The following is a 26,326-nucleotide window of genomic DNA, read 5'->3' as shown; positions in this document are numbered from 1 at the left end:
CGAGCCGCGCACGAAGCCGCCGCCGGTCGCCCGGTCGAGCTCGGAAATGCCCGTGAAGATGCGCGGCGCTTCCTCGGTCTCGCCCGACAGGGTGGTGAGCGCCACCGCGCGGCCCTTCTTCGGCACCTTGCCTGGACCGGAGCCGATGCCGCCCATCATGTCGTCTTCGATAATGGTGTTCCACTCGCCGCAGCCGTCGCATTTGCCGGCCCAGCGGTTATGCACCGAGCCGCAGTTCTGGCACACGAATTGGGTTTTGGATTTTGCCATGGGATCAGTTGCCGCCTTCGATATTCACAAAATTCCACCGTGAACAAAAGCGGAACTTTTCTTGTCTAATCCGAAAATGCAGATGATGGCAAGGAGGAAGGGAGTTATTCGGCCTCGATGTACCGCCGCTCATAGCGCAGGCCGAGGCTGGTGAGCAGCTCGTAGCCGATCGTGCCGGCGGCGCGGGCGACGTCGTCGAGAGCGACGTTCGGGCCGAACAGTTCGACATAGTCGCCGGCCTGGATGTCCGATACCGGGATGTCGGTGACGTCGAAGATCGTCAGGTCCATGGTGATGCGGCCGATGACCGGAACCTTGCGTCCGGCGACGAAGCCGAAGCCGCCCTGACCGATGGTCTGGCGCAGCGGCACGCCAGAACCGGAGAGCGCGCGTTTGTAGCCGTCCGCATAACCGGCGGAGACGATCGCCAGCCGGCTGTCGCGGGAGAGCTGATAAGTGCCGCCGTAGCTCACCGTCTCGCCCTTTTTGCCGTCGCGGATCTGGATGATGCGGGCTTCCGCCTTGGCCACCGGCTTCATCGGGTTCGGCACTCCGACCACCGCTTCGCCGCCATAAAGCGCGATGCCGGGGCGGGTGAGATCGAAATGATAGTCGGGGCCGAGGAAGATGCCGGCAGATGCCGAAAGACTCGTCTCGATGCCTTCGAAAGCCTCCGCGACCTTCTGGAAGGCCGAAAGCTGTTTCTGGTTGAGCGGCGAGGAGGGGGTATCGCCGCTATGGAGATGCGAGAGTACCAGGACCGGCGAGAAGCTGGCCGGACGCGACACGTCGTCGGCGAAGGCGATGGCGTCCTCAAGCGGCAGGCCGAGCCGGTTGAAGCCGGTGTCCACCTGCAGCGCGCAGGGGTGGTCGCCGTATTCTGCCGTCACCGACATCCAGAAGGCCAGCTGTTCCTCGGAGGCCAGAACGGGCACCAGATCGTGTTCGAAGAACATCCGCTCCTGACCGGGCCAGATGCCGGAGAGTACGTAGATCCGGGCGTCGGGCGCATAGGTGCGCAGCGTCATGCCTTCCTGCACCACCGCCACGAAGAAATCCCGGGCGCCGGCCTCGTAAAGCGTGATGCCGCAATCCTCCAGCCCGAGCCCGTAGGCATCGGCCTTGACGACGGCCGCCGTCCGCGCCGTTCCCGACCGCCGCGCCATCTCCCGCCAGTTGTCGCCAAGCGCACCCAGATCGACGGTCAGCCGGACCGGCGCGATATCGAAATCGTCGGGATAGGAAAGCTCGCTGTCGAAATCGGTCATGTCGGCTCGTGAGGCATGAGAACGGTTGCAGCGATCCTACCGGTTTCGAAGGCAGGAAAAAGACCATGCCTGCAAAATCCTTCGCGCTGCACAATCTTTTGGGTCGTGGATGCCGCAGACCTGTCACAAGCGCTGGAATATGCCCGCCCCCCTCTGGCCTGCCGGCCATCTCCCCCTCAGGTGGGGAGATTACCCGCGGCACGACCTTCGCTTCCCAATAACCCTCAGGCGGGACAGCGCTCGGATCGGAGAAGCCTGACGTGAGACTGTGGGCAGGCGCCCAGCGGATCTCCCCACCTGAGGGGGAGATGGCCGGCAGGCCAGAGGGGGGCGGGCTGGCTCAAATATTGACGATGAAAACCCCAATCCCGCTGAGACGATCCGAAACTTGCCATCGGCCGAAAAATGATATCGGCGACCGCCCTGATCAATGTTCTTCGTATTGCGTGAAGCTCGGGTCGGCCAAATCGGCGAAGCGGGTATATTCCGACTGGAAGGCGAGCTTGACGGTGCCGGTCGGTCCGTGGCGCTGCTTGGCGATGATCACGTCGGCGGTGCCCTTGACCTTGTCCATCAGCACTTCCCATTCGGGATATTTCGGGTCGGCGATGTCGCGTGGTTCCATGTTCTTGACGTAATATTCCTCGCGGAACACGAACAACACCACGTCGGCGTCCTGTTCAATCGAGCCCGATTCGCGAAGGTCGGAGAGCTGCGGGCGCTTGTCGTCGCGGCTTTCCACCTGGCGCGAGAGCTGCGACAGCGCGATGATCGGCACGTTGAGTTCCTTGCCGAGCGCTTTCAGGCCGGTGGTGATCTGGGTGATTTCCTGAACGCGGTTCTCGCCGGATTTACCCGAGCCGGTCATCAGCTGGATATAGTCGACCACCAGGCAATCGAGGCCGCGCTGGCGCTTCAGGCGGCGGGCGCGGGCGGAAAGCTGGGCGATCGAGATACCGCCGGTCTGGTCGATGAACAGCGGCACCTTCTGCATCATTTGGCTGCAGGCGACGAGCTTTTCGAAATCCGCCTCGGTGATGTCGCCGCGGCGGATCTTTGACGAGGAGACTTCCGTCTGCTCGGAGATGATACGGGTGGCGAGCTGTTCGGCCGACATTTCGAGCGAATAGAAGCCGACGACGCCGCCGTTCTTGGCCTTGTACGAACCGTCCGGCTGGACTTCCGGCTCGTAGGAGGCGGCAATGTTATAGGCGATGTTGGTGGCAAGCGAGGTCTTGCCCATGCCGGGGCGTCCCGCAAGCACGATCAAGTCGGAGCGCTGAAGCCCGCCCATCTTGCTGTCGAGAGACATGATGCCGGTCGAGACACCGGAAAGATGGCCGTCTCGCTCGAAGGCCTGGCCGGCCATGTCGATCGCAAGCGCCACCGCATCGTTGAACGACTGGAAACCGCCGTCGTAACGGCCGTTTTCGGCGAGCTCGAACAGCCGGCGTTCGGTATCCTCGATCTGCGTCTGCGGCGGCATGTCGAGCGGCGCGTCGAAGGCGATGTTGACCATGTCCTCGCCGATGGTGATCAGCGCGCGGCGGAGCGCCAGGTCGTAGATCGCCCTTCCGTAGTCCTCCGCATTGATGATCGACACGGCTTCGGAGGCGAGGCGGGCGAGATATTGCGCCACCGTCAGGTCACCGACCTTGTCGTCGGCGGGCAGGAAGGTCTTGATCGTCACCGGGTTGGCGGTCTTGCCCATCCGGATGATGTCGCCGGCGACCTCGAAGATCTTGCGGTGCAGGGGCTCGTAAAGATGGACGGGCTTCAGGAAATCGGAGACGCGGTAATAGGCGTCATTATTGACCAGGATCGCGCCGAGAAGCGCCTGTTCGGCCTCGATATTGTTCGGGGCTTCGCGGTAATGCGGCTCTGCCGGCTGGATGTTGGCGAGCTTGCGTACTGCGTCGTTCATGGTCTTCTGTCCGTTCTGTCCTGCTGCCAAGCCGTCGGTTCTAACGGGTTGCGAGGCGTCCTGAAATGATTCAGTTCGCTACACACAGTGATTCACAGGCCACCCATAAAATTGCGGAGGACGGCACGAATCCGGTTGACTGTGGCAATCGGCGAATCGCTGGTGCGACGCCTCATTCTACACGTTGAAAAGAGACAAAAAAACGCCCGGACCTTTCGGGCCGGGCGCTCTTTGAAATGCTTTGGAAAAGACGATTATTCGTCTTCGCCGGCGCCGTCGGCTTCCGGATCGAAGAAGTCTTCCGGACGCAGCGCATCTTCGTCGACGCCGTAGATGGCGTCGGCCGAGGTGAGGCTTTCGCCCTGGGACTGGCGTTCAGCTTCTTCCGTCGAGCGGGCGACGTTCAGCTGGACCGAAACTTCGACTTCCGCATGCAGGTGCAGGGAGACCTTGTGCAGGCCGATTTCCTTGATCGGCGTGTTGAGGTCGACCTGGTTGCGGCCGATGGTGAAGCCTTCGGCAGCGAGCGCTTCGACGATGTCGCGGGCAGCGACGGAGCCGTAGAGCTGGCCGGTTTCGCCAGCGGCGCGCACGACGACGAAGGACTTGCCGTCGAGAACTTCGGCGACCTTCAGGGCTTCGCCCTTGCGCTCGAGGTTGCGGGCTTCGAGCGTGGCGCGCTCGGATTCGAAGCGCTTCTTGTTGGCTTCGTTGGAGCGGAGAGCCTTGCCGAGCGGCAGGAGGTAGTTACGGGCAAAGCCGTCGCGGACCTTGACGGTTTCGCCCATCTGGCCAAGCTTCGGTACGCGTTCAAGCAGAATGACTTGCATGGTTAGGTTTCCTTTCGATCAGTCGGTTCTTGTTTTTCAGTTCTTGTTTTCGGTGGTCTTGTTGTCGGGGCTCGCGCCGGTCTTGAGCGGAGTGAGCGCGATCGTCCGTCTCGTATCGGAAAGCCCCAGGATGAGGATCGCGATCGCCGGCAGGACGAGCATGGAAGAGAGGTAACAGAGGACGAGGACCGGGATGCGCCAATCCTTGCCGAGGCTGCGGAAATGTAGGGAAGCGAAACCGGCCATCAGGAAGCCGGCGCCGAACGTGCCACAGATCGTCGCGCCGATCATCGCCGGGACGCCGCCGAGGAAGCAAAGCACGATGCCGCCGAGGAAGATGAAGATCGCATGCCGGTTCATCCTGAGCGCCGACGGCATGTCCTCGCGTGGACGCAAGGCCCGGCCGGAGCGCGATACGATACGCACGGCGATGTAGAAGGCGGCAAACAGCAGCGTCACCCAAACGCCGCCCTGGACGAGCGGCAACATCAGCACCAGCAGCGACTTGGTCTGCGCCATGCCCGCCGGTTCCGGCGTAAAGGCCGGCTCCTGGGCCTTGAGGGCCGCGGTCATCGCATCGACCATCTGGTCGGTGAGTTCCGGGCCGTAGCCGATCGCGACCCCGAGCGCGATGACGGCGATCGTTACCAGGCCACAGAGATGCAGAAGGATATCCGAGATCGGGTACCAGGCCATCAGGTTGTCCGGGCCGCCGAGTTCGGAGGCGGGACGCGCGAGATTGGCGAGATGCGAAAGCCAGCCCGCCGGGATCAGCGTGAAGACCGCCATGGCGACGGCAAACATCGGCGAGACGAGGATGGCGCCGAGAATGCCGGCGGTCACGATGCCGATGACGGCGGCGCGATTGCCCCAGCCGAGGCCGGCGATGAAGATCGGAAGCGAGGAGGCGGCGTAAAGCAAGGACGCAAACGACAGTTGCGCATTCGCACCCAGCACGAGCAGGGTGGCGGCAATGCCGGCAAGAATGCCGGTGGGCAGCACTGTCTGTATCTTGTTCGTCACGGTCTCGCTGTCCTGCTTTTTGAAGCAGTTAGGGGATCACACCTGAATCACTGTCTCAGGTACTTCATCCCCAACATGGGATTTGGAAGGTTCCGATCCGCGCCCATCGCGGAAGGGATAGACCCGCTGACTCTTAATCAGCGGGTCCGGTATTCGTAATTACGCTACGACGTAGGGCAGCAGGCCGAGGAAGCGGGCGCGCTTGATCGCCTGGGCGAGTTCGCGCTGCTTCTTCTGGGAAACGGCCGTGATGCGCGACGGAACGATCTTGCCACGCTCGGAAATGTAGCGCTGCAGGAGGCGTACGTCCTTGTAGTCGATCTTCGGCGCATTGGCACCCGAGAACGGGCAGGTCTTGCGGCGGCGATGGAACGGACGGCGTGCCTGGGAGGAGGATGATGATACGTCAGCCATGGTCTTTTCTCCTTAGCCTCTATTACGCACGGTCTTCGCGCGGACGGCGCTCGAAGCCGCCTTCACGCGGACCACGGTCCGGACGGTCGCCGAAGACGCCTTCGCGGCGCGGAGGACGGTCGCCGAATTCGCGGCGCGGGCCACGGTCGTCGCCATCGCGGCGCGGACGGTCGTCACGGTCGCGCTTCTGCATCATCGCCGACGGACCTTCTTCATGCTTCTCGACGGCGATCGTCATGTAGCGAAGAACGTCTTCGTTGATGCGCATCTGGCGTTCCATCTCGTGCACGGCCGGAGCCGGTGCGTCGATGTCCATCAGGGCGTAATGAGCCTTGCGGTTCTTGTTGATGCGGTAGGTGAGGGACTTGAGGCCCCAGTTTTCAATGCGCCCGACTTTGCCGCCGTTAGCTTCGATGACGCCCTTGTACTGTTCGACGAGGGCATCAACCTGCTGAGCGGACATATCCTGCCGGGCAAGGAATACGTGTTCATAAAGAGCCATGTAAGCTTTGCCTTTTCTTGCGGTTGTCTACCCGGACCTCGGCGGCTAAGCCTCAACGACTGCTCCTGAACGGGAAAACCCCAGGCAAGAAAAGTGTTGTTATCGAGACGGTCGAGAGCGGAGACACGGGAGGCTTGGACCCTATGGTCCCTGCGGCTTGCCTTGCGGCGAACCTGCCCTCCGTTCAGCCACCAGCCAGAAGACCGGGTGTTGCGAACAGCGCGCTTATACGGATTTTTGGCGAGATGGCAAGGCCGTTCCTCGAACTTCCGCCCGTCATCCGCCTCGTACGCTTGCTGATCGATGTAGCGCCCCTCTCGCCCGGCGGCCTCGTTCGAAAATCACGCGTGCTCAGCCTGGCATGGTGGCAAGCGTCAGCACGAAGAATTCGCGGTAGCAGAAGCCGGGATCGTCAAGCAGCCTCTCGGGATTGGCGGCAACGCCCTGCCAGGTGGCGAGATCCTCGGACGGCAGCGGGTATTGCGGCGCGACCGTCGCGAAATAGGAAAGCAGGTTGCGGACATAGGCCTTGGTGTCCGCACCGCAATCGGCCCAGCGCTCCACCAGGAAGCCGCGCGCGGTGATGTCCGTCAGCCCGGTTGCGCGAAGGCGCGAGGCGATGCCGGTTCCCGAGCCGGTGCCGAGCACGCCTTTGGTGGCGAAGGTCGCCAGCCGGATATTCATGAAGCGCGAAAAGGCACCGCTATCCATCGGCTGGACCTGGAGGATATGCGAGTCGAATTCCTTGATCGCCAGCAGGCCGCCGGGTTTGAGGACGCGCCGCGCTTCGGCGACGGCGGTCTCGAATTCGGCCGGCGTCAGGTATTGCGCGACATTGGCGATCCAGACGCAGTCGAACGCCGCGTCCGGAAAGGGAAGATCGAGGAGGCTGCCGACCTTGGTGACGATACCGGAGGGGAGGCGGCCTTCCCGGGCAAGCGTTTCCACCCTGGCGATGTTTTCGGGTGCCAGGTCAAGGGCGGTGATCGCCCCCTCCGTTCCGACGAACTCGGCAAGCAGCGGAAGGAAGTCGCCCCCGCCGCAGCCGGCGTCGAGCACCGACCATCCGGTTTTTATTCCGACGCTCGAGAGCGCGTGCTCGTATTCCGCCCGCGACGAACGGTAATGAAGATCGAGCCAGGAAGCGTCGCTCGCCTCGTGGCCCGTCGATGTTGTCCTGGCTCGTGACATGGCTTTGCTCCCCCCGAATGCATGCCCTATCTTACAGCGGCATCGGATATTGACGATGGACCTTGGCGATGTCCGCGAACACCTCGTCAGACAGTGTCACGTCGGCCGCCGCCATGTCATGCTTCAGCTGGGCGACGGACGTTGCGCCGACGATGATCGACGTCATGAAGGGGCGCGACAGGCAGAAGGCGAGCGCCATCTGGGCGAGGTCGAGGCCGTGTTTGGCCGCGACCTCGATATAGGCCTTCACTGCCGGCTCCTGATAGGGCGTCAGGCGGCCGCCGAGATCCTTGTTGATCGTGGCGCGCGAGCTTTCCGGCCTTGCGCCGTTCTGATACTTGCCGGTGAGGATGCCGGCGGCGAGCGGCGAATAGGCCATCAGCCCGACGCCCTCGTGGTGCGCGACCTCGGCGAGGTCGAGATCGAAGTGCCGGTAGAGGAGATTGTATTCGTTCTGCAGCGAGGCGATGCGCGGCAGGGCCTTTTTCTCCGACAGCCGCAGATATTTCATCGCGCCCCAGGCGCTTTCGTTGGAAAGGCCGACGGCCCGCAGCTTGCCTTCCTTCACCAGGTCGCCGAGCGTTTCGAGAATCTCGGCGATTTCGGCCGCCGCCTTGTCGCGGTCCTGCTGCGTGACGTCGAAGGTCCAGGAGTTGCGGAAATGGAAAGTGCCGCGGTTCGGCCAGTGGATCTGGTAGAGGTCGAGATAATCGGTCTGCAGCCGGGTCAGGCTGGCATCGACCGCCTCGCGGATCGTGGCGGATTCGATGTCGCGTCCGTCGCGGATATGCGGACGGCCGCTGCCGGCGATCTTCGTGGCGAGGACGAGGTCCTTGCGCTTGCCGCTCTTTTTCAGCCAGGTGCCGATATATTCCTCGGTGCGGCCATAGGTGGCGGCGCTGACCGGCGTGGTCGGATAGAGTTCGGCAGTATCGAAGAAGTTGACGCCGTTCTCGAAAGCGTGGTCCATCTGCTCATGGGCTTCGGCTTCCGAATTCTGGGTGCCCCAGGTCATGGTGCCAAGGCAGATTTCCGACACGGACAAGTCCGTGCGGCCGAGTTTTTTATACTTCATGGAAATGAGATCCCGTTCTCAAAAAGTCGGCGGCACTCTAATCCGGATTTGATGAAGCGCAAGGGGACAACAGGTTGTTAAAGGGCTCGAAAACCGCGCTGCCCTTGACTCTCCGGGCCGGAATGTGAATGGAGAGGCAAAACATAAGGGAAGGAAATCATCCCCATGAGCACGATCGCATTCACGTTCCCCGGCCAGGGCAGCCAGGCTGTCGGCATGGGCAAGGATCTGGCGGAGGCTTTTCCCGAAGCCCGCGCCGTCTTCGATGAAGTCGACGAGGCGCTCGGCCAGAAGCTTTCCGACATCATGTGGAACGGTCCGGAAGAAACGTTGACGCTGACCGCCAATGCGCAGCCGGCGCTGATGGCGGTCTCTGTCGCAGCGATCCGGGTGATGGAAGCGCGCGGCCTGAAGCTCGCCGACAAGGTTGCCTTCGTTGCCGGCCATTCGCTAGGAGAATACTCGGCGCTGTGCGCTGCCGGCACCTTCTCGCTAGCTGATACGGCGCGGTTGCTCCGCATTCGCGGCGACGCCATGCAGTCGGCGGTGCCTGTCGGGCAGGGCGCCATGGCGGCGATCATCGGCCTTGAACACGTCGACGCGATCTGCGCTGCGGCCCGCGATGCCGGCGTCTGCCAGATTGCCAACGACAATGGCGGCGGCCAGCTCGTCATCTCCGGCTCCAAGGCGGCCGTCGAGAAGGCGGCCGGGCTTGCGACCGAAAAGGGCGCCAAGCGCGCCATCATGCTGCCCGTCTCCGCACCTTTCCACAGCGACCTGATGGCGCCGGCCGCCGACGCCATGCGTCACGCGCTCGACAAGGTGGAGAAGCATAATCCGGTCGTGCCGGTAATCGCCAACGTGCGTGCCGTGCCGGTCTACGATGCCGACGAGGTCGCCACGCTGCTGGTCACCCAGGTGACGGGCCAGGTCCGCTGGCGCGAGACGGTGGAATGGTTCGGCGCCAACGGCGTGACCACTCTTTATGAGATCGGCTCGGGAAAAGTGCTGACCGGCCTTGCCCGCCGCATCGACAAGAATATCTCCGGCATTGCCGTCAACACGCCGGCCGATATCGAAGCCGCGCTCACAGCCATCATGGGCTGAAACCAGAGACACGCGAAGGAACACGATCATGTTTGATTTGACCGGCCGCAAGGCATTGGTGACGGGCGCAACCGGCGGGCTCGGCGAGGAGATCGCCCGGATGCTGCATAGCCGAGGCGCCACCGTCGGCCTGCATGGCACCCGCGTCGAAAAGCTCGAAGCTCTGGCCGGCGAACTCGGCGAGCGCGTCAAGATCTTCCCGGCAAATCTCACCGACCGCGCCGAAGTGAAGGCGCTCGGTGAGAAGGCCGAGGCCGAGCTCGAAGGCGTCGACATCCTCGTCAACAATGCCGGCATCACCAAGGACGGCCTGTTCGTGCGCATGAGCGACGACGACTGGGATAGGGTCCTGGAAGTCAACCTGACGGCAGTCTTCCGCCTGACCCGCGAACTCACCCATCCGATGATGCGCCGCCGTTATGGCCGCATCATCAACATCACTTCGGTGGTCGGCGTCACCGGCAACCCGGGCCAGACCAACTACTGCGCCTCCAAGGCCGGCATGATCGGTTTCTCGAAGTCGCTCGCCCAGGAAATCGCCACCCGCAACGTCACGGTCAACTGCGTGGCGCCGGGCTTCATCGACAGCGCGATGACCGGAAAGCTCAACGACAAGCAGAAAGAGGCGATCCTCGGCGCCATTCCGATGAAGCGCATGGGCGCCGGTTCGGACATCGCGTCTGCGGTTCTTTATCTCGCCTCCAGCGAGGCGGGTTACGTCACCGGCCAGACCCTGCATGTCAACGGCGGCATGGCGATGATCTGATTGAGTGCCGCCTTCAAGAAAACACGTTGCAAACGGTTGTTGGCGGCTGTGCAATGGAACAAATTCTGGCTTTGCTGAACACGGAAACCATGTTAAGCGGGCCATGACTGTGAATGGTCACCCTGATATGCAGGCCGTCATATTGCGTGAGCGCGATAGGATTGGAACCTGAAAAGGGGAGAACGGGTTTGCCCGCATCGGCGCTGAACAAGCGGCGGTCGCAGGTTTTTAACAGGGTGCGGATGCCAATCGGGCATTCGATAAAGACAAAGGTCGAGGAAACCGACATGAGCGATATCGCAGAACGCGTGAAGAAAATTGTTATTGACCACCTCGGCGTCGACGCCGACAAAGTCGTCGAAGGCGCAAGCTTCATCGACGATCTTGGTGCGGACTCGCTCGACACCGTCGAACTGGTCATGGCTTTCGAGGAAGAATTCGGCGTTGAAATCCCCGACGATGCCGCCGATTCCATCCTGACCGTCGGCGACGCTGTGAAGTTCATCGAGAAGGCTCAGGCCTGATCGACCCGACATAGAGGGGATGGCGCCGCAAGGCAGATCCCGCAAACGGCCCGCTTGTTCGGGCCGTTTCAGCAATTGGGGCTTAGGCCCTGAAAAATCGAGAAAAATTATAGGGTAGGGCACTGGCGATGAGACGGGTCGTTATCACCGGTACCGGCATGGTATCTCCTCTCGGATGCGGAACGGAAGTCAGCTGGTCGCGGCTGCTTGCCGGCGGCAATGCCGCCCGCGTCGTCACTGAATTCGAGGTCGAAGACCTTCCCGCAAAAATCGCCTGCCGCATTCCTGTCGGCGACGGCTCCGATGGCACGTTCAACGTCGACCAGTGGATGGAGCCGAAGGAACAGCGCAAGGTCGATCCCTTCATCATCTATGGCGTGGCCGCCGCCGAAATGGCGCTTGAAGATGCCGGCTGGCATCCGAAGACCGACGAGGACCAGATCGCCACCGGCGTGCTGATCGGCTCGGGTATCGGCGGCCTCGAAGGCATTGTCGAGGCAGGCTATACGTTGCGCGACAAAGGTCCGCGCCGCATCTCGCCCTTCTTCATTCCCGGCCGGCTGATCAATCTGGTCTCCGGCCAGGTGTCGATCCGCCACAAGCTGCGCGGTCCGAACCACGCCGTCGTCACTGCCTGTTCCACCGGCGCGCACGCCATCGGCGATGCGGCCCGGATGATCGCCTTCGGCGATGCCGAGGTGATGGTCGCCGGCGGTGCGGAATCGCCTATCTGCCGCATTTCGCTGGCCGGTTTTGCCGCCTGCAAGGCGCTTTCGACCCAACACAACGACGATCCGCAGAAGGCTTCGCGCCCCTATGACCGCGATCGCGATGGTTTCGTCATGGGCGAGGGTGCCGGCATCGTGGTTCTGGAAGAGCTGGAACATGCCAAGGCCCGCGGCGCCAAGATCTACGCGGAAGTGGTCGGCTACGGCATGTCCGGGGACGCCTTCCACATCACCGCGCCGTCGGAAGACGGCGACGGCGCGTTCCGCTGCATGACTGCGGCGCTGAAGCGTGCGGGTATTTCGGCGTCGGACGTTGACTACATCAACGCCCATGGCACCTCGACCATGGCCGACACGATCGAGCTTGGCGCGGTCGAGCGTCTGGTCGGCAATGCGGCCTCGAAGATCTCGATGTCGTCGACCAAGTCGGCGATCGGCCATCTTCTCGGTGCTGCCGGTGCGGTCGAGGCGATCTTCTCGGCGCTCGCCATCCGCGACAATATCGCGCCGCCGACGCTCAACCTCGACAATCCCGATGTCGAGACGGCGATCGACCTGGTGCCGCACAAGGCGCGCAAGCGCGAGATCAATGTGGCGCTGTCGAACTCCTTCGGTTTCGGCGGCACCAACGCATCTCTCGTGCTGCGCCGCTACGAGGCCTGATCTTTCGGGCCTGATCTCTGGCGCCTCGATCTTTGGGCCGAACTTTTCGGGCATGGATCGTTTCGGCCCCTGAAACATATGCCGGCTGGACTCGCGAGCCGGCTCGTATCATCTTCTGGACCTGTTTTTCGCCGCATTGGTTGGCCAAACAGCGGGTTGCAAGTCTTTGAGTCTGTAGGGGGCGTTAACCCCGGGGGGCGCGGTTGAACGATACGAATCATGTCAGTGAACTGCCGCCCGGCAATGGCAGGGGGCCGATTATTCCGAAATCGCCGAACGAGGCCCTGAAGCCCGAACGTGTTCCGGAACCGCCCCGCCGTTCCAAGAAGGCGCGCAGCCAGGTCGTCATCTTCCTGAATTTCGTGATGACCATGGTCGTCGTTCTCTGCGTGATCGGGATTGCCGGCTTCTACTACATGATCTCGGCGTTCCAGCAGCCGGGCCCGCTCGAAGCCAACACCCATTTCATGGTCCGCCCCGGCAACAGCAACTCTGAAATTGCCAGCAATCTGGAGCGCAACGGCATCATTTCCGATGCGCGCATCTTCCGCTACATGACTGCCACCTATCTCCGCAACGGCGAGACGCTGAAGGCCGGCGAATACGAGATCAAGGCACGCGCCTCCATGAAGGACGTCATGGGCGTGCTGGAAGGTGGCAAGTCGATCCTCTATTCCGTTGTTTTTCCTGAAGGCCTGACCGTCAGGCAGATGATGCTGCGGCTTGCCGAGGACCCGGCTCTCGAAGGCGACCTGCCGGCCGAACTGCCGCAGGAAGGCAGCCTGCGCCCCGACACGTACAAGTTCACGCGCGGCAATAAGCGGGCCGACATCATCCAGCAGATGCGCGTCGCACAGCAGAAGCTGGTCGATCAGATCTGGGAGCGCCGCGATCCCGGCCTGCCGATCAAGACCAAGGAAGAATTCGTCGTGCTCGCTTCGATCGTCGAGAAGGAGACCGGCAAGGAAGACGAGCGCGCTCATGTGGCCTCCGTCTTCATCAACCGGCTGCAGCGCGGCATGCGCCTGCAATCGGATCCGACGATCGTCTACGGCATCTTCGGCGGCGAGGGAAAACCTTCCGACCGGCCGATCTTCAAGTCGGACCTTGCCAGGCAGACGCCCTACAACACCTACCAGATCAAGGGCCTGCCGCCGACGCCGATCTCCAATCCCGGCCGCGCCGCGCTGCAGGCCGTGGCCAATCCCTGGCGGACCAAGGACCTCTATTTCGTGGCCGACGGCACCGGCGGTCATGTGTTCGCTGCGACGCTCGAGGAACACAATGCCAACGTCCGCCGTTGGCGTAGAATGGAATCCGAGCGCGCCGCCAACCCGGAAGTGGTGGACGGCCAGCCGGATGGCGACGAAGCGGAAAAGCCGCCGAAGAGCAACTGACCGCTTCCTTTAAAGCATGATCTGGAGACACCGATGACATTGCAGTCCATGACCGGTTTTGCCCGCAGCGAAGGCACGAGCGGGCGCAACCGTTACGCATGGGAACTGCGCTCGGTGAACGGCAAAGGCCTCGATATAAGGCTGCGTCTGCCGCCCGGCCTCGAACGCCTGGAGCCGGACGTCCGCCGGCTGATCACGGAGAAGTTTTCGCGCGGCAATCTGCAGGCGACCCTCACCCTCACCGTTGCCGAGACCAAGGTGGAAGCGGTGCTGAACCGCGATGCGCTGGCGGCCGTGCTGGCGCTGCGTGCCGAACTCGGAAATCTCGTTGATCCGTCGCCGCTCAGGCTCGACACGCTGATGGGCATTCGCGGCCTGGTCGACATCCGCGAGGCGGAAGAGGACGAGGAGACGGTCGCAGCCCGCGACGCTGCGATCCTCACGAGCCTCGATGAGGCGATCGGCCATCTGCAGCGGATGCGCGAAGGCGAGGGCACGGCGCTTGCGGCTGTGCTGAAGAGCCAGGTCGCCCGCATCGCCGAGCTCGCCCAAGTCGTCGAAACCGATCCTTCCCGCACGCCGGAAGAGATCGCCCGCAAGCTCTCCTTTCAGCTCGCAGCGCTTCTCCAGGAGGCGCCGACGCTCGACCGCGATCGGCTGCATGCGGAGGCGGCGCTGCTTGCCACCAAGGCCGATCTGCGCGAAGAGATCGACCGGCTGAAGGCCCATGTGGCGGCTGCCAACGAACTTATAGACAAGGGCGGCCCGGTCGGCCGGCGGCTTGATTTCCTTGCACAGGAATTTAACCGGGAATCGAATACTATCTGTTCGAAGTCCAATTCGGCCGCGGTCACCTCCGCCGGAATCGAGTTGAAAGTCGTCATCGACCAGTTCCGCGAACAGGTCCAGAATCTGGAGTAAGACATGAGCCCGGCCCCATCGTCCCAGGGCAAGCCGTCCTCGCCCGTGAAGATCGCCCGACGCGGACTGATGCTGGTTCTTTCCTCGCCGTCCGGCGCCGGCAAGTCGACGATCGCCCGCAATCTCCTGGATGCGGATCGCAGCCTCGAAATCTCGATCAGCGTCACAACGCGGGCCAAGCGGCCGAGCGAGATCGCCGACAAGCACTATCATTTCATCACCGTGCAGCAATTCGAGAAGATGCGCGACGCCGGGGACCTGCTCGAATGGGCCGAGGTGCATGGCAATTTCTACGGCACCCCGCGCGAGCCGGTGGAATTGGCGATGAGCGAGGGCCGCGACATGCTGTTCGACATCGACTGGCAGGGCGCCCGCCAGCTGCAGGAAAAGATGGCGGCCGACGTCGTCTCCATCTTCGTGCTGCCGCCGACCATGACCGAACTGCAGTCGCGCCTGCACCGCCGCGCCGAGGACTCCGAAGAGGTGATCCGCACGCGGCTCCTGAATTCCCGCGCCGAGATCGAGCATTGGCGGGAATACGACTACGTCATCGTCAACGACGATCTCGACGAGGCTTTCGGGCATGTCAGTTGCATCGTCAACGCCGAACGCATCCGCCGCGACCGCCGCCATGGCCTGTTCGATTTCGTCAGCGAACTGCTGACGGAAGAGCCGAAGCTTTAAGCTATTCGAAGGTCACGTTGCGGAGGAGCTCTTAGTAGGACGGCTTCCAGCAAAGCGTGGACAATGTAACAAAGCAGACGGCCAGGAAGGCGATCACCGTGTTCGCCGCATGGGAGTATTCCCATTGCTGTCTCAGCGCTTGCCAATTTGCAGGAGCAACGGTCCAATTCTGTGTCGCCTGATTGGCCGGAAACGTCCAATGATAAAAGATGATGATCATCGCGGAAAAACAAGCGACGGCGGCCACGGAAAATCCGAGGGACCGCGCCTGCGAGCGGACAAGAAATGCGAGCGCGATGTTCAGGATCAACGCAAGTGCCCATAACGCCCCGAGAGCGGCCCACCCTCGGTAGATCCCCTGCACGGTGAAATACTCGGCCTGCGGCAAGTCAATCTTGTTGGGCAGAGCGGCAAGATGCGCTCCCGCCGGAATCAGCGTAAGCGCAGAGACGATGATTGTCAGAAACTGAACAGTTCTAATCACCATGCCAGGCGTCCTCAGCTCTTAAATTCGAACGAGACGGAACACCAAAGGTTCCCGGCAGGCTGAAACGCGGCTGCCCATTCTAGATCCAAAGCGGAGAAAGATGCGGTGGTGGCCAGCCCGGGGGACTTCAAAGACGGCCGTTGATGGAAGTAGTGGCAAAAAAAGAGCCTTGTCGAATTTAGTTGTCGGGTGTAACTGGCAAATATCGCGAAAAGCGACTGCTTCCCTTGATCCGCTCAGTGGCGGAGTAAACAGGTGGACGAATTGTCGTCCAGGTGGTCAAGCACACGCCATCCATGCCCTTTCGAGCGTGGATCGGCCAGCGTTCCCCAGAAAAGAACGCCTGACGTCCGTCAGGCCTAATCGCGAGCGATGGCGCCTGGCGGCGCTTGTATGCTCGCGTCCACCGGAGCGTGCCATGAACAGATCCCTCATCGTTATTTTCACTGCCATCGTCCTTGATGCCGTTGGCATTGGCCTCATCTTTCCGATCCTGCCCTCGCTGCTGCAGGACGTCACCCACACTGAAAACGTGGCTCCCTATATCGGCATCATGACTGCCCTCTACGCAGTCATGCAGTTCATCTTCGCACCGGTGCTCGGTTCGCTGAGCGACCGGCTTGGGCGACGCCCGGTGCTTCTGATCTCGCTTGCCGGCGCGGCCATCAATTACCTGTTCCTCGCCTTTGCGCCCAGCCTCTGGATGTTGCTGCTCGGTCGCGCCATTGCCGGGCTGACCAGTGCCAACACCTCGGTGGCGGCCGCTTACATCACCGACATTTCCCCCGAGGATAAGCGCGCCCGCCGATTTGGCCTGTTCAACGCCATGTTCGGCATCGGTTTCATCGTCGGCCCCATTCTTGGCGGCGCCCTTGGTGATTACTGGCTGCGGCTGCCCTTCATGGCGGCGGCCATGCTCAATGCCTGCAATCTTCTGCTGGCGTTCTTCATCCTGCCGGAGTCGCGCACACCCAAACGGGAGAAAATCGACCTCGGAGCACTTAACCCGCTGTCGCCGCTGCGTTGGGTGTTCTCGGTGAAGAGCCTGCTGCCGCTCATCTTCATCTTTTTCGTCTTCAGCGCCACCGGCGAGGCCTATGGCACCTCCTGGGCCCTCTGGGGGAACGACGCTTTCCGGTGGAACGGGCTTTGGATCGGTCTTTCGCTCGGCACATTCGGTGTCTGCCAGACGCTCGCCCAGGCGTTCCTTCCGGGACCGGCGGTGAAGCTGCTCGGCGAGCGAACTGCCATTCTGACGGGTGTTGCCAGCGCCTGCATTGCATTGACCGTCATGGCCTTTGCGACCGAGAGCTGGATGATCTTCGCGATCATGCCGGTTTTCGCCCTCGGCGGCATCGGCGTTCCAGCACTGCAGTCTCTGGCGACCCGGCAGGTCGACGAGAGCCAGCAGGGCCAGTTCCAGGGCGTGCTGGCCTCGGCCGTGAGCCTGGCCTCGATCGTGGGACCGTTGGCTTTTTCCAGCTTCTATTTCGTCGTGCGGGAGCAATGGCCAGGTGCGATCTGGCTATCGGTGGTCGCTGTCTACGCCGCCAGCGTCCCGCTGGTTCTCGGTTTACGTCTCAAGAAACCGGCAACGGCCCTGGTGGCGTAGAGGACTGCTCAAAGACAGTTCGCCAGCCTAGCGAATTCTTCGACCCCGCTCGCATCAGGGCCATTCGCCGATTTCTTGGCTAGCTGACTGATGGGTTTGCCGGTCAGGCGGCACGCTCCAAGGCAGCCCGGATCTGTGCTTCGGTGGAGGCGATCGCAGCCTTGGCTGCGTCCGGGCTGACGAGTGTCCCTTCCACGCGGACCACTTCGATATCCGTCAGTCCGATAAAACCGAGAAGATGCACGAGATAGGTGGTCTGGAAGTCCAACGGGGCGTTCCTGCCTTCCGAAAAGACGCCGCCAGTTGCGGTCACGAGATAGACTTTCTTGGCGGGCAACAATCCCATCACACCGGTTGCGTCGTAGCGAAAGGTTACGCCAGGCCAAGTGATATAGTCAAACCAAGCCTTGAGCTGCGTCGGCGGGCCGAAGTTGATCATGCCCGAGCCAACGACAATTACGTCGGCAGCCTGGACCTCATCAACGAGGGTTTGAGCGAGATCGACGGCTTCGGTCTGTTCGGGTGTACGTGTCTCGGGCGGCGCAACGCGGCCGTCGATATAGGCGGCTGTGATATGCGGCAGAGGGGCCGCCCCAAGATCACGTTCGACAATTGTGCCGGCAGAACGGGCGCTGAGGCTTTCAGCGATGTCACGGGCAAATCGGGTGGAAAGGCTCTGAGGACCGCGTGGGCTGGAGGTAACGAGAAGGATGTTGGTCATTGGTGGCTCCTGGGAGAATAGAGTAGTATCAAATTGTGACCAACCCTATTAAGATAACTATTTGACCGTCCGCAAGAAGGCACATTGATGACACTCAGTGACATAGAGTTTCCTACCCCAAGCGAAGACGCCGACTGCCGTCCCGTTCGGGAGATCCTCGATCGCATCGCCGATAAATGGAGTCTTTACATCTTCGTGGCTCTGAAGGATGGGCCGGTCCGCTTCAATGCATTGCGACGGCAGATCGACGGGATCTCGCAGCGGATGCTCACGATTACGCTTCGGCAATTGGAACGCGACGGTTTGATTAGTCGCACCCACTTTCCGACGATCCCTCCGCGCGTGGATTACGAGCTGACTGCAGTCGGCAGGTCGCTTCTCGCCCCAGTCATGGCCTTGATGACCTGGGCAGATTCAAATCGGGATGTGATCGAGCAGGCGCGCCGGCAACATGACCAAACTAGATGAATCTGAGCGGAGCTGGCGCTTGTCGCTCATCTATCCCTAAAAGACTGCGAATCCGCCGCAATGCTGAAGGGCAAAGCCGCTCGTCTACGCCAAGATCGCCAACTGCAGATTCGGGCCGAAAGCGGTCTTGGCCGGAGCTCAGAGACAGTTTGCCATCCGAACGAACTCTTCGACCGACAGCGTTTCCGCCCGCCTCGCCGGATCGATCCCGGCTTTGACAAGCAAGGCCTCGCCACCGAGCGATTTGACGCTCTGGCGCAGCATCTTCCGGCGCTGGCCGAAGGCGGCGTGGGTGACGCGCTCGAGTTTGGCGACGTCGCAGGGCAGGGGATTTGTCCGGGGCGTCAGGTGCACGACCGTCGAGGTGACCTTCGGCGGCGGCGTGAAGGCCTGCGGCGGCACGTCGAAGACCATGTGCGCATCGGTGCGCCAGCCGGCGAGCACGCCGAGGCGGCCGTAATGGTCGTCCTCCTCGTCGGCGACGATCCGTTGGCCGACTTCCTTCTGGAACATCAGCGTCAGGCTTTCCCAGAAGGGCGGCCATCGGTCGGGCGAAGGCAGCAGCCAGTTGATGAGAAGCTGGGTGCCGACATTGTAGGGCAGGTTGGCGATGATCTTTATCGGGCCTTCTGGTGCGAGCGCCGCAAAATCGGTCTTCAGCGCATCGCCCTCGATCACGTCCAGCCTGCCGGGATAATGCTCGCCAATTTCCGCGAGAGCAGGGAGACAGCGGCTGTCCCGTTCGACGGCGATCACCTTTTTCGCGCCGAGCGACAGGATGGCGCGGGTCAGGCCGCCGGGGCCGGGACCGACCTCGAAGACGGTCGCATCCTGTAGCGGCCCGGCGCTGCGGGCGATCTTCTGGGTGAGGTTGAGGTCGAGAAGGAAATTCTGTCCGAGCGCCTTCCTGGCGTCGAGCCCGTGACGCTGGATCACGTCCCGCAGCGGCGGCAAGCCGTCCAGAGTGGCCATCAGCCGGCTTTCGACGTCAGAGCGAGATTGCCGGCAAGCTTGATCGCTTCGACGAGGCTCGTCTCGCGGGCGACACCCTGGCCGGCAATGCCGAACGCCGTGCCGTGATCCGGCGATGTGCGGATGAACGGCAGGCCGAGCGTGACGTTGACGGAGGTGTCGAAGCCGAGCGCCTTGGCGGGGATCAGCGCCTGGTCGTGATACATGCAGATCGCCACATCGTAGCGAGCGCGCGCCTCGTCGTGGAACATCGTATCGGCCGGCAGTGGCCCGAAGACGTGCAGGCCCTCGGCCCGCAGCTTGAAGATCGCCGGATGGATAATGTCCTGGTCCTCGCGGCCGATCGCGCCATCCTCACCCGCATGCGGGTTGAGGCCGGCAACCGCAAGCCGCGGCTTGTCGATGCCGAAACGGGTCTTGAGATCGTGATGGGCGATACGGCAGGTCTCGGCGATCAGGTCCGCATTGAGGGCCGCCGGGACTTGGCTGATCGGGATATGGATGGTGACGGGGATCGCCCTAAGCTTCGGCCCCGCCAGCATCATCACCGGCAGGATCTTCTTGCCCGTGGCGCGCTCGGCAAGGTCGGCGAGAAATTCCGTGTGGCCGGGGAAACCGAAGCCGGCCTGGTAGAGAATGGATTTGGCGATCGGATTGGTGACCGTACCGGCGGCCTTGCCTTCGAGCGAGAGCGAAACGGCGGTCTGGATTGCCTGGATCGTCCCCTTGGCGGTTGCCACATGCGGTTCGCCGGCGGCGACTTCTGCACCCGCGACAATTGGCAGCACGGGCAGGGCATCCTGAAAGATCGACATCGCGCTGTCGCTATCCGCCTCCCGAATCGGCACGTCGAGGCCGAGCATCACGGCGCGGGCCCTGAGCACGGCCGGATCGCCGAGGAAGAGGAAAGGCGGCAGGTCGTATTTCTGACGCGAGGCCCAGGCGACAAGCGTGATATCGGGGCCGATGCCGGCAGGATCGCCCTGGGTCAACGCAAGCGGACGGTCGAGAGGCATTACGGCTCCGGGAATGACTTAAGTGTCGAGGTCAGCGATATTCTTAGCGATACTCGATCTGTGCCTTGCTGCGCAGGTCATCGAGATATTTCTTGTCGTTGGGGTCGGGAGCGCCCTTCTTCTCCTTGCCGAGGTCCTCGGCGCGGAACACGACTTCCGCCGCAAGATCGTCCGATACCTGGCGCTGCTTGCAGATGGCCAGAAACTCGACACCACGTTCGGTGACGCGGGTGCCAGTCGTGCCGCCATCGGCTGTCTTCTCGATCAGCGGTTTCCAGTCGGCCGGCAGTTCGGGGGCGAGAACGCGGCCGAGGTCGCGGATCGACACGTCCAGCATGGTCGCGGCGAAATCCTTCGACTGCTCGCAGCCCGGGAATTTGGAGCGTGCGGCGTTCGCTTCCTTCTGGCGTTTGGCGAGAATGGCATTGCGCTTGGCCGGGGGCACGACGAAGATTACCTGTTGCAGGAAATATTCGGTGGTGACCGGCTTTTCCTTGTTCTCCATCATGCGCTTGACGAGTTCCTGGCTCGACATGCGGCCGCGCGAGCCGCCGTAACGGGCGTTGACCAGCCGCGGCCAGCTCATCTGCACGGCGATGTAACTCTTGAAATGCTCGACGCCGACGCCGGCTTTCTCGAGGATCTGGCTCATCTGCGCCACGCTCAGCTTGTTGCCGGCGGCAAACCGCTCGAAGGCCTTGTCGACGTCCTCGGTGCTGACCGACATTTTCACGCGGGAGATTTCCTGGCGCTTCAGCGCCTCATCCACCAGTACCTCGCGCGCCGTCTTGGCATCGGCCTTCTGACGCTGAAGGCGCAGGAAGGCGACGCGCTTGGCGACATCGCTGCTGGTGATCGCCGTCCTGTTGACGACGGCTGAGACTTCGCTTGCGGCCTGCGCCTGCTGGACGCCGGGCTGGATGACGACCGAGGCGGCCAAAGCGGCCGCGGCCAGCATCAGCTTGCGCGTTGCGGTCATTGCGAACATGATACCAATCCCTTTTCCCGCCCCGGTGGGTACTTGAACCCGCCCAGCCTCGCCTTTCATACTCTATCCGCGACCGCTTGCACAATTCTTGCGGCGAAACGATGACGCTTCACCGAGCGGACGAACCGCCACATCAGTTGCGGTAGTCCTGGTCGAATCCTGTGGTAGAGCCGACGCTGATATCGCCAAGTGTGCGGAAACTCAAGCGTGCGCTGACGGTCCAGTCGTTGGCAGCGGTGTCCGACGGCTTGTCCGTGTAGGCGAGCGTAAAGATCGTGCACTCGTCCGCATAGCTGATGCCAATGCCGCGCCGGATCAATTGCTTGTCCACAAGGTCCCAGGTCGCGGTGCCGGCAAGCGCCCAGTTTTCGTTGATCCGGAAGCTCATCGAGTGCTTCAGCACGTCCCTCGCGTCGTCCGAACCGTATTCCGGCTGAGCATCGACCTGCGTGTAGACCAGGGTGCCGCTTACCCGCGGCGTCGTGTAGCCGAGCGAGGCATCGGTGCGCTTGATCGCAAACGTCTTTTCGTCGAAGCGGGCATTTGCCCCGATCGTGAAGCCCTGTGGCAGATCGATGGCTGCCATCGCGACATAATCGGACCGCCGCGTTTCGAGACCAGAATCGGCGCCTGCATGAACCAGGTCCTCGGTGGCGAACGAGTTCTGGCCGGCAATCTGATAGGACTGGCCGACAACGCTGCGCACGCCGATGCCGTTTGCGAACGTACCGGTATAACGAAGGCCGACATTGGCGCGCGTGCCGCCTTCGACACGGTCGAAGCCCGAAAACTTGTCACGCTCGAAAAGGCTGGTGGCGTCGAAGACGAAGCTCTGCGCATCCTCGTTCGGCAACCCGCCCGCCATCTGCTCGTCGGGACGCGCGAAAATCTGCGCAATCGGCTCGATGATATGGCTGCTGTTTTCGGTGGTCAGCAGGATCGGATAACGCGCTTCGAGACCGGCCGTGAGCATATAGCGGCCATTGCCGCCTTCCGGCTCCATATCGCCGAAATAGGCACCCGGAGTGCCGGAACCGGTATGGCGGATGCCGTCGCCGCGGGCGGCGAGGATCGGCGTCAGCAGCAGGCCGTCGAGCGTGTTGAAGGTGCGCTTCCATTCGGCTTCCACGGTCAAGCGGCTGTAGCTGCCTTCAAGACCCGGGAAACGATTAGTCGTGCCTTCCCTGTACCAGTCGTCTTCGCGACGGGACAGGTTGGTAATGTTGGAGGTGACCGAAAGCTCGCCGCCGAGGATCGGTTCCGGCGCATAGTAGGTGTAGTCGAGCGAAGGATAGACGATCGCCTGCTTCTGTTCGGCCGTGTTGCTATAGGTGTCGTCCTGGATGTTGAAATAATAGTTGTGCAGGTCGAAATAGTTCCGCGTCCCCAACCCGGTGAGATAGATGTCGTTGGTGAACGTGCTGCTCCCGACGCCGGTCAACTTGTAGGTCCGTGAAAAATTGTTGTCGCTCTGGGTCATGACATTCCAGCCGAACGTCCAGCGCGGATTGATCCTGAATTCACCCTTGGAGGCGGCCATGAAGCGGTTGTCCGCGGCACTGTCGCTGGTATTCGGTTTGAAGGCCCCCGGATCGTTCTGGTGGATGCCGGCGAAGCGGAACGTGTGCTCGCCTGTCTCGAACTTGTTGCGAATCTCGCCCTGGAGCAGCAGCCCCTGATTGGAAAAATAGGTGGGGCTGAGCGTCGCATCCATGCTCGGCGAGAACACGTGATAGTAGGGCACGGTCACGCCGAAGCCGAGATTGTCGCTCGCGCTGTATTGCGGGAAGAGAAGGCCTGACTTGCGCTCGACCGTTTCGTCCGGAACCTCGATCGCAAACGGCAGACGGCCGATCGGCAGGCCGAACAGTTCGAACTGGGCGTTTTCCAGGCGAATCGTATGGGTCTGGCCGTTGCGGACGATACGCTGCGCCTTGACCTGCCAGAGCGGAGCTTTGCCGGGCGTCTGGGTGCACGGAAGACAGGCGGTGTAGACGCTGTTGTTGAGCACCATCAGGTCGCCGGGCTGGCGCTCGGCGCTCTCGGCAGCAAGGCGGGTATTGTCGGTGGTCTCGACGCGAAGCGCGTTGATGAAACCTTCGCTGAAACTGTCGGTGACGTCGAGCTGCTCGGCGTAGACGCGGCTGCCGCCCGGCTCGATCAGCTCGATATTGCCGGTCGCCATGACGCGGCCGCTCTTCTGATCGTACTGAACGCGCTGCGCCACCATCTTGTAGCGATTATAATAGATCTGCACGCCACCGGTTGCGGTGACCAGCTTGGCATCCTGATTATAGACGAGCTCATTGGCGCGCAGCAGCATCTTGGCGCCGTCCGCTGCCTGAGGCACCAGACCTTGCGCCTGCACAACCGTTGCGGATACGCCGAATACGCATACAGACACACCTGTCAGCAGGGCGGCGGCGAGCCGTCTTATATGTTTGCGGTCACTTACCGCCACTAGCCATCCTCCTGATGAAGCAGAATTGTCGTCCCCAGCGCCGTCGCAACGATCACTGGAATCCAGACCGCCACGAAGGGAGGAATTGCCCCACTGCTCCCGAATGCTTTCACAAGCACAGTGACGACATAAAGCACGAAGCCAGAAACTATTCCACCCAGAATCACGGAGCGGGACTGGGCGAACCGACTGAATTTTAATGAAACTGTCGCTGCAATGAGAGTCATTGCCACGAGCAGGATCGGCAGGGAGAGCAGCGAGTGGTACTGCGTCTCGAGCGCCTTTGTGGGAATGCCGAACGATTTGCTGACCTCAATTTTTCTGGAAAGATCAAAAAACGCAACAGTATCAGGCTGCGCCAGACTCTCTTGAATGTATTCCTGCTTCAACTTGGTGCGAACCTGTGCTGTCTCGCGACGCACCGGAATTTCGCCCGGCCGGTTTTCCAGAACCTCTTTAAGCAGCCAGTAACCATTTTCCAATTTTGCAGTCTTGGCATCCTGCCGCAAGGCCACGCGGCCGTCCTTGTCGAACTGGAAAACCACCACGTCGACGAGTAGCGTTCCCTTCTCCTGATAGCTCTTGGCGCCAATGATCGTATCGTCGTCGCCGCTGATCTGGCGGATCCAGGGGATGAAGGCGGACGCTCGGGACCGGTTGCTCGCCTCGCGCCAGCTAGCCTCCATGGAGGCTGATTCGCGCTGGCCCCACGCGGCGAGCGGATTGACCACGAACAAGGTGGCGAGCCCGATCAGAAACGCTCCGATGACGAAGGGCGAGACGAACTGCCAGACCGAAATGCCGGCCGCACGCGTCACCACCAGTTCATAGCGGCGGTTCAGCGCGATCAACACCGTCATGCCGATGAAGAGGCTGAGCGTCGGGATGATCTGCTGCAGGATGAGCGGCAAGCGCATGGAGGTCATCAGCAGCCCGGCCGAAACCGTATAGCCGGTAAAGCCCGACATCCGGCGGCTGGTTTCGCTGAAGTCGGCAAGGAAGATGATGGCGCTGACGCCGAGCAGGAACCACAGCGCGGTGACGATATAGCGGCGGAAGAAATACCGGCCGAGCGTCGTGAAGATCATGCCGCACCTCCGCCCGAAGTCCGCGAGGCGGGCATCCGGCGCTGCAGGCTGCTGGCTAGGCGCGACATGCCGCGGGTAATGAAGCGCGGCGCCGAGAACTGCCGGTTGGTGGCAAGCATGAAGATCGCGATCAGCGAGAAGACGACCGGCACCATGTAGGGAAGCGGAGTGTAGAGCGAATGGCGTTCGACCATGTTGGTGGCCGAGAAACCGAGCCAGCGAACGCCGAACGCAAGGAACAGCGCAAATACCATCGGATGGACCCGGGTCTGCCGGTGCGAGCGGGTGCTGCCGGCGATGACCAGCGAGATCAGCGCGAAGCAGATCGGGAAAAGCCAGTCGGACAAGCGTCTGTGCAGTTCCGACCGATAGGCATTCGGCGACTTCTGATAGAGCGGATCGTTCGGATCCGGGTTCAGGAGAAAGGCCAGGCTGCGGTCGGACGAATATTGCGGCAGCCCGCCTTCCGCCTTCGCCATCGCCGACAGGTCGAAGGCGTAGGAGACGAACTTGATGATCGAGATGCGACCGTCGGCGGCTTTGCGATGGACCTCGCCGTCGCGCATGGTGAGCGAGGTGCCGCTTTCGTCGATCGATCCCTCACGGGCATAATAGATGAGGTCGAAATTCGGGTCGCGATAATCGACGACGAACAGGCCCTTGAGCACGCGGCCGGAATGACGCTCCGAGATCTGCACGTAGAGACCCGGCTCGATGCTGCGGAAGGTCTTCTCCTCGATGACCGAGGAGAGCAGGTCCGCATAGGCCGCAGCGACCATCTGGCGAGCTGCGACGCGCGAAGGCGGCTCGACGAAATTCGTCACCAGGAAGGAGAACATGCTGAGCGCGATCCCGAGCATCAGCACCGGCCGGTAGATGATGTTGCGCGATGCTCCGGCCGCGTCGATGACCGGCAACTCCGAATCGTTGTTCATCGCCGTCAGCGTCTGGGTGATGCCGATGACGAGCGCGAAAGGCAGCACGACGGGGATGATGGTGGGCAGGATGAAGGTGGCAAGAGTCGCGAACGAGCCCATCGACTGGCCGGTATCGGTGACCAGGTTGATGCGTCCCAGCACCTGGATGGTCCAGATGATGGTGAGCACCGGCAGGAGCGTCACCAGGAACATCTGAAAAATCCGGCGCAATATGTAGACTTCGAGAAGCTTCATTCCAGCCTGGATACCCTGCACAACGTCACCCGGGGAATGGTGACAGCTTGTTGC

General features: G+C 62.0%; 26 protein-coding genes and 1 pseudogene. 9 read left to right on the top strand and 18 right to left on the bottom strand.

The features are described 5' to 3' along the window. The 9 genes and pseudogenes from MOV61_RS10655 to MOV61_RS10615 all read right to left on the bottom strand — a co-directional run. Positions 1-270: pseudogene (locus MOV61_RS10655) on the bottom strand (DNA repair protein RadA); the annotation flags it as partial. Between the two features lie 104 nt (positions 271-374). Beyond that, the gene (gene alr, locus MOV61_RS10650; RefSeq protein WP_247136551.1) at positions 375-1,538 is read right to left on the bottom strand and encodes an alanine racemase; all 1,164 of its coding nucleotides are present in this window, start codon (positions 1,536-1,538) and stop codon (positions 375-377) included. A 427-nt stretch (positions 1,539-1,965) separates the two neighbouring features. Further along, a complete protein-coding gene (locus tag MOV61_RS10645) occupies positions 1,966-3,462 on the bottom strand; it encodes a replicative DNA helicase (RefSeq protein WP_038541647.1) in 1,497 nt (498 codons plus the stop codon). A 254-nt stretch (positions 3,463-3,716) separates the two neighbouring features. Continuing rightward, a complete protein-coding gene (gene rplI, locus MOV61_RS10640) occupies positions 3,717-4,292 on the bottom strand; it encodes a 50S ribosomal protein L9 (protein ID WP_038541650.1) in 576 nt (191 codons plus the stop codon). 36 nt (positions 4,293-4,328) lie between these two features. Beyond that, complete coding sequence (locus tag MOV61_RS10635) at positions 4,329-5,315, bottom strand: DUF2232 domain-containing protein (RefSeq protein WP_247136550.1); 987 nt, start codon at positions 5,313-5,315, stop codon at positions 4,329-4,331. A gap of 159 nt (positions 5,316-5,474) precedes the next feature. Then, positions 5,475-5,729 (bottom strand): 30S ribosomal protein S18, encoded by a 255-nt coding sequence (gene rpsR / locus MOV61_RS10630; RefSeq protein WP_007771634.1) that lies wholly within the window; start codon positions 5,727-5,729, stop codon positions 5,475-5,477. Positions 5,730-5,751: 22 nt separating this feature from the next. Then, a complete protein-coding gene (gene rpsF, locus MOV61_RS10625) occupies positions 5,752-6,231 on the bottom strand; it encodes a 30S ribosomal protein S6 (RefSeq protein ID WP_247136549.1) in 480 nt (159 codons plus the stop codon). A 351-nt stretch (positions 6,232-6,582) separates the two neighbouring features. Beyond that, on the bottom strand, positions 6,583-7,422 hold the full coding sequence (locus MOV61_RS10620) for a class I SAM-dependent methyltransferase (RefSeq protein ID WP_247136548.1): 840 nt from the start codon (positions 7,420-7,422) through the stop codon (positions 6,583-6,585). Positions 7,423-7,453: 31 nt separating this feature from the next. Continuing rightward, on the bottom strand, positions 7,454-8,497 hold the full coding sequence (locus MOV61_RS10615; RefSeq protein WP_247136547.1) for an aldo/keto reductase: 1,044 nt from the start codon (positions 8,495-8,497) through the stop codon (positions 7,454-7,456). 165 nt (positions 8,498-8,662) lie between these two features. On the opposite strand from MOV61_RS10615, the gene fabD reads away from it, so the two are divergent. Both fabD and fabG read left to right on the top strand, forming a co-directional pair. Next, complete coding sequence (gene fabD / locus MOV61_RS10610) at positions 8,663-9,604, top strand: ACP S-malonyltransferase (protein ID WP_247136546.1); 942 nt, start codon at positions 8,663-8,665, stop codon at positions 9,602-9,604. 28 nt (positions 9,605-9,632) lie between these two features. Beyond that, positions 9,633-10,370, top strand: a complete 738-nt coding sequence (gene fabG, locus MOV61_RS10605; protein WP_247136545.1) for a 3-oxoacyl-[acyl-carrier-protein] reductase — start codon at positions 9,633-9,635, stop codon at positions 10,368-10,370. Between the two features lie 13 nt (positions 10,371-10,383). On the opposite strand, the gene MOV61_RS10600 is transcribed toward fabG, so the two are convergent. Then, on the bottom strand, positions 10,384-10,659 hold the full coding sequence (locus MOV61_RS10600) for a hypothetical protein (protein WP_157885096.1): 276 nt from the start codon (positions 10,657-10,659) through the stop codon (positions 10,384-10,386). Here MOV61_RS10600 and MOV61_RS10595 point away from each other — a divergent pair. The 5 genes from MOV61_RS10595 to gmk all read left to right on the top strand — a co-directional run bounded on the left by MOV61_RS10595 (position 10,658) and on the right by gmk (position 15,287). Continuing rightward, entirely contained in the window at positions 10,658-10,894 is a 237-nt protein-coding gene (locus MOV61_RS10595; protein ID WP_003502080.1) for an acyl carrier protein, read from the top strand. The genes MOV61_RS10600 and MOV61_RS10595 overlap by 2 nt on opposite strands. Before the next feature lie 128 nt (positions 10,895-11,022). Then, on the top strand, positions 11,023-12,285 hold the full coding sequence (gene fabF, locus MOV61_RS10590; RefSeq protein ID WP_038541672.1) for a beta-ketoacyl-ACP synthase II: 1,263 nt from the start codon (positions 11,023-11,025) through the stop codon (positions 12,283-12,285). A gap of 203 nt (positions 12,286-12,488) precedes the next feature. Further along, positions 12,489-13,682, top strand: coding sequence for an endolytic transglycosylase MltG (mltG, locus tag MOV61_RS10585; RefSeq protein ID WP_038541675.1), 1,194 nt, complete (start codon positions 12,489-12,491; stop codon positions 13,680-13,682). Between the two features lie 33 nt (positions 13,683-13,715). After that, complete coding sequence (locus MOV61_RS10580) at positions 13,716-14,603, top strand: YicC/YloC family endoribonuclease (protein ID WP_247136544.1); 888 nt, start codon at positions 13,716-13,718, stop codon at positions 14,601-14,603. Between the two features lie 3 nt (positions 14,604-14,606). Beyond that, complete coding sequence (gmk, locus tag MOV61_RS10575; RefSeq protein ID WP_038541680.1) at positions 14,607-15,287, top strand: guanylate kinase; 681 nt, start codon at positions 14,607-14,609, stop codon at positions 15,285-15,287. Between the two features lie 31 nt (positions 15,288-15,318). On the opposite strand, the gene MOV61_RS10570 is transcribed toward gmk, so the two are convergent. Then, positions 15,319-15,774 carry a DUF1772 domain-containing protein gene (locus tag MOV61_RS10570; protein WP_247031990.1) on the bottom strand — a complete coding sequence of 152 codons (456 nt, stop codon included), beginning with the start codon at positions 15,772-15,774 and terminating at the stop codon, positions 15,319-15,321. 418 nt (positions 15,775-16,192) lie between these two features. On the opposite strand from MOV61_RS10570, the gene MOV61_RS10565 reads away from it, so the two are divergent. Next, positions 16,193-17,386 (top strand): TCR/Tet family MFS transporter, encoded by a 1,194-nt coding sequence (locus MOV61_RS10565; protein ID WP_247136543.1) that lies wholly within the window; start codon positions 16,193-16,195, stop codon positions 17,384-17,386. Positions 17,387-17,489: 103 nt separating this feature from the next. Here the strand turns inward: MOV61_RS10565 and MOV61_RS10560 are convergent, their stop codons facing one another. After that, entirely contained in the window at positions 17,490-18,107 is a 618-nt protein-coding gene (locus MOV61_RS10560) for an FMN-dependent NADH-azoreductase (protein WP_247136542.1), read from the bottom strand. An 87-nt stretch (positions 18,108-18,194) separates the two neighbouring features. Here MOV61_RS10560 and MOV61_RS10555 point away from each other — a divergent pair, with 87 nt between their 5' ends. Next, positions 18,195-18,575 carry a helix-turn-helix domain-containing protein gene (locus tag MOV61_RS10555; protein ID WP_247136541.1) on the top strand — a complete coding sequence of 127 codons (381 nt, stop codon included), beginning with the start codon at positions 18,195-18,197 and terminating at the stop codon, positions 18,573-18,575. 138 nt (positions 18,576-18,713) lie between these two features. Here MOV61_RS10555 and rsmA read toward each other — a convergent pair whose 3' ends face one another. The 6 genes from rsmA to lptF form a co-directional block, all read right to left on the bottom strand. Further along, positions 18,714-19,547, bottom strand: coding sequence for a 16S rRNA (adenine(1518)-N(6)/adenine(1519)-N(6))-dimethyltransferase RsmA (rsmA, locus tag MOV61_RS10550; protein ID WP_247136540.1), 834 nt, complete (start codon positions 19,545-19,547; stop codon positions 18,714-18,716). Then, the gene (gene pdxA / locus MOV61_RS10545) at positions 19,547-20,563 is read right to left on the bottom strand and encodes a 4-hydroxythreonine-4-phosphate dehydrogenase PdxA (RefSeq protein WP_247136539.1); all 1,017 of its coding nucleotides are present in this window, start codon (positions 20,561-20,563) and stop codon (positions 19,547-19,549) included. Before pdxA ends, rsmA begins: the two co-directional genes overlap by 1 nt. 43 nt (positions 20,564-20,606) lie before the next feature. Beyond that, positions 20,607-21,521, bottom strand: a complete 915-nt coding sequence (locus MOV61_RS10540; RefSeq protein WP_244447512.1) for a peptidylprolyl isomerase — start codon at positions 21,519-21,521, stop codon at positions 20,607-20,609. Positions 21,522-21,684: 163 nt separating this feature from the next. After that, positions 21,685-24,012, bottom strand: a complete 2,328-nt coding sequence (locus MOV61_RS10535; RefSeq protein ID WP_247136538.1) for an LPS-assembly protein LptD — start codon at positions 24,010-24,012, stop codon at positions 21,685-21,687. Further along, a complete protein-coding gene (lptG, locus tag MOV61_RS10530) occupies positions 24,012-25,100 on the bottom strand; it encodes an LPS export ABC transporter permease LptG (protein WP_247136537.1) in 1,089 nt (362 codons plus the stop codon). The genes MOV61_RS10535 and lptG overlap by 1 nt, the downstream gene beginning before the upstream one ends. Continuing rightward, positions 25,097-26,272 carry an LPS export ABC transporter permease LptF gene (gene lptF, locus MOV61_RS10525; RefSeq protein ID WP_247136536.1) on the bottom strand — a complete coding sequence of 392 codons (1,176 nt, stop codon included), beginning with the start codon at positions 26,270-26,272 and terminating at the stop codon, positions 25,097-25,099. The genes lptG and lptF overlap by 4 nt, the downstream gene beginning before the upstream one ends. Positions 26,273-26,326 lie beyond the last annotated feature (54 nt).

The sequence above is a fragment of the Neorhizobium sp. BETTINA12A genome, from assembly GCF_023006485.1.
Classification (GTDB): Bacteria; Pseudomonadota; Alphaproteobacteria; order Rhizobiales; family Rhizobiaceae; genus Neorhizobium.
The sequence above is the reverse complement of the archived record's forward strand: the minus strand, read 5'-3'. Positions and strand labels throughout refer to the sequence as shown.

Excerpts from the sequence above, each read along its gene's own strand:
- rplI (WP_038541650.1), bottom strand. The coding sequence starts at position 4,292 with ATGCAAGTCATTCTGCTTGAACGCGTACCGAAGCTTGGCCAGATGGGC.
- MOV61_RS10560 (WP_247136542.1), bottom strand. The coding sequence starts at position 18,107 with ATGACCAACATCCTTCTCGTTACCTCCAGCCCACGCGGTCCTCAGAGC.
- MOV61_RS10555 (WP_247136541.1), top strand. The coding sequence starts at position 18,195 with ATGACACTCAGTGACATAGAGTTTCCTACCCCAAGCGAAGACGCCGAC.
- pdxA (WP_247136539.1), bottom strand. The coding sequence starts at position 20,563 with ATGCCTCTCGACCGTCCGCTTGCGTTGACCCAGGGCGATCCTGCCGGC.
- fabD (WP_247136546.1), top strand. The coding sequence starts at position 8,663 with ATGAGCACGATCGCATTCACGTTCCCCGGCCAGGGCAGCCAGGCTGTC.
- MOV61_RS10615 (WP_247136547.1), bottom strand. The coding sequence starts at position 8,497 with ATGAAGTATAAAAAACTCGGCCGCACGGACTTGTCCGTGTCGGAAATC.
- MOV61_RS10620 (WP_247136548.1), bottom strand. The coding sequence starts at position 7,422 with ATGTCACGAGCCAGGACAACATCGACGGGCCACGAGGCGAGCGACGCT.
- fabF (WP_038541672.1), top strand. The coding sequence starts at position 11,023 with ATGAGACGGGTCGTTATCACCGGTACCGGCATGGTATCTCCTCTCGGA.
- alr (WP_247136551.1), bottom strand. The coding sequence starts at position 1,538 with ATGACCGATTTCGACAGCGAGCTTTCCTATCCCGACGATTTCGATATC.
- rpsR (WP_007771634.1), bottom strand. The coding sequence starts at position 5,729 with ATGGCTGACGTATCATCATCCTCCTCCCAGGCACGCCGTCCGTTCCAT.
- MOV61_RS10580 (WP_247136544.1), top strand. The coding sequence starts at position 13,716 with ATGACATTGCAGTCCATGACCGGTTTTGCCCGCAGCGAAGGCACGAGC.
- MOV61_RS10540 (WP_244447512.1), bottom strand. The coding sequence starts at position 21,521 with ATGCTGGCCGCGGCCGCTTTGGCCGCCTCGGTCGTCATCCAGCCCGGC.
- MOV61_RS10565 (WP_247136543.1), top strand. The coding sequence starts at position 16,193 with ATGAACAGATCCCTCATCGTTATTTTCACTGCCATCGTCCTTGATGCC.
- MOV61_RS10645 (WP_038541647.1), bottom strand. The coding sequence starts at position 3,462 with ATGAACGACGCAGTACGCAAGCTCGCCAACATCCAGCCGGCAGAGCCG.
- lptF (WP_247136536.1), bottom strand. The coding sequence starts at position 26,272 with ATGAAGCTTCTCGAAGTCTACATATTGCGCCGGATTTTTCAGATGTTC.
- fabG (WP_247136545.1), top strand. The coding sequence starts at position 9,633 with ATGTTTGATTTGACCGGCCGCAAGGCATTGGTGACGGGCGCAACCGGC.
- MOV61_RS10600 (WP_157885096.1), bottom strand. The coding sequence starts at position 10,659 with ATGTCGGTTTCCTCGACCTTTGTCTTTATCGAATGCCCGATTGGCATC.
- MOV61_RS10595 (WP_003502080.1), top strand. The coding sequence starts at position 10,658 with ATGAGCGATATCGCAGAACGCGTGAAGAAAATTGTTATTGACCACCTC.
- rpsF (WP_247136549.1), bottom strand. The coding sequence starts at position 6,231 with ATGGCTCTTTATGAACACGTATTCCTTGCCCGGCAGGATATGTCCGCT.
- rsmA (WP_247136540.1), bottom strand. The coding sequence starts at position 19,547 with ATGGCCACTCTGGACGGCTTGCCGCCGCTGCGGGACGTGATCCAGCGT.
- gmk (WP_038541680.1), top strand. The coding sequence starts at position 14,607 with ATGAGCCCGGCCCCATCGTCCCAGGGCAAGCCGTCCTCGCCCGTGAAG.
- lptG (WP_247136537.1), bottom strand. The coding sequence starts at position 25,100 with ATGATCTTCACGACGCTCGGCCGGTATTTCTTCCGCCGCTATATCGTC.
- MOV61_RS10570 (WP_247031990.1), bottom strand. The coding sequence starts at position 15,774 with ATGGTGATTAGAACTGTTCAGTTTCTGACAATCATCGTCTCTGCGCTT.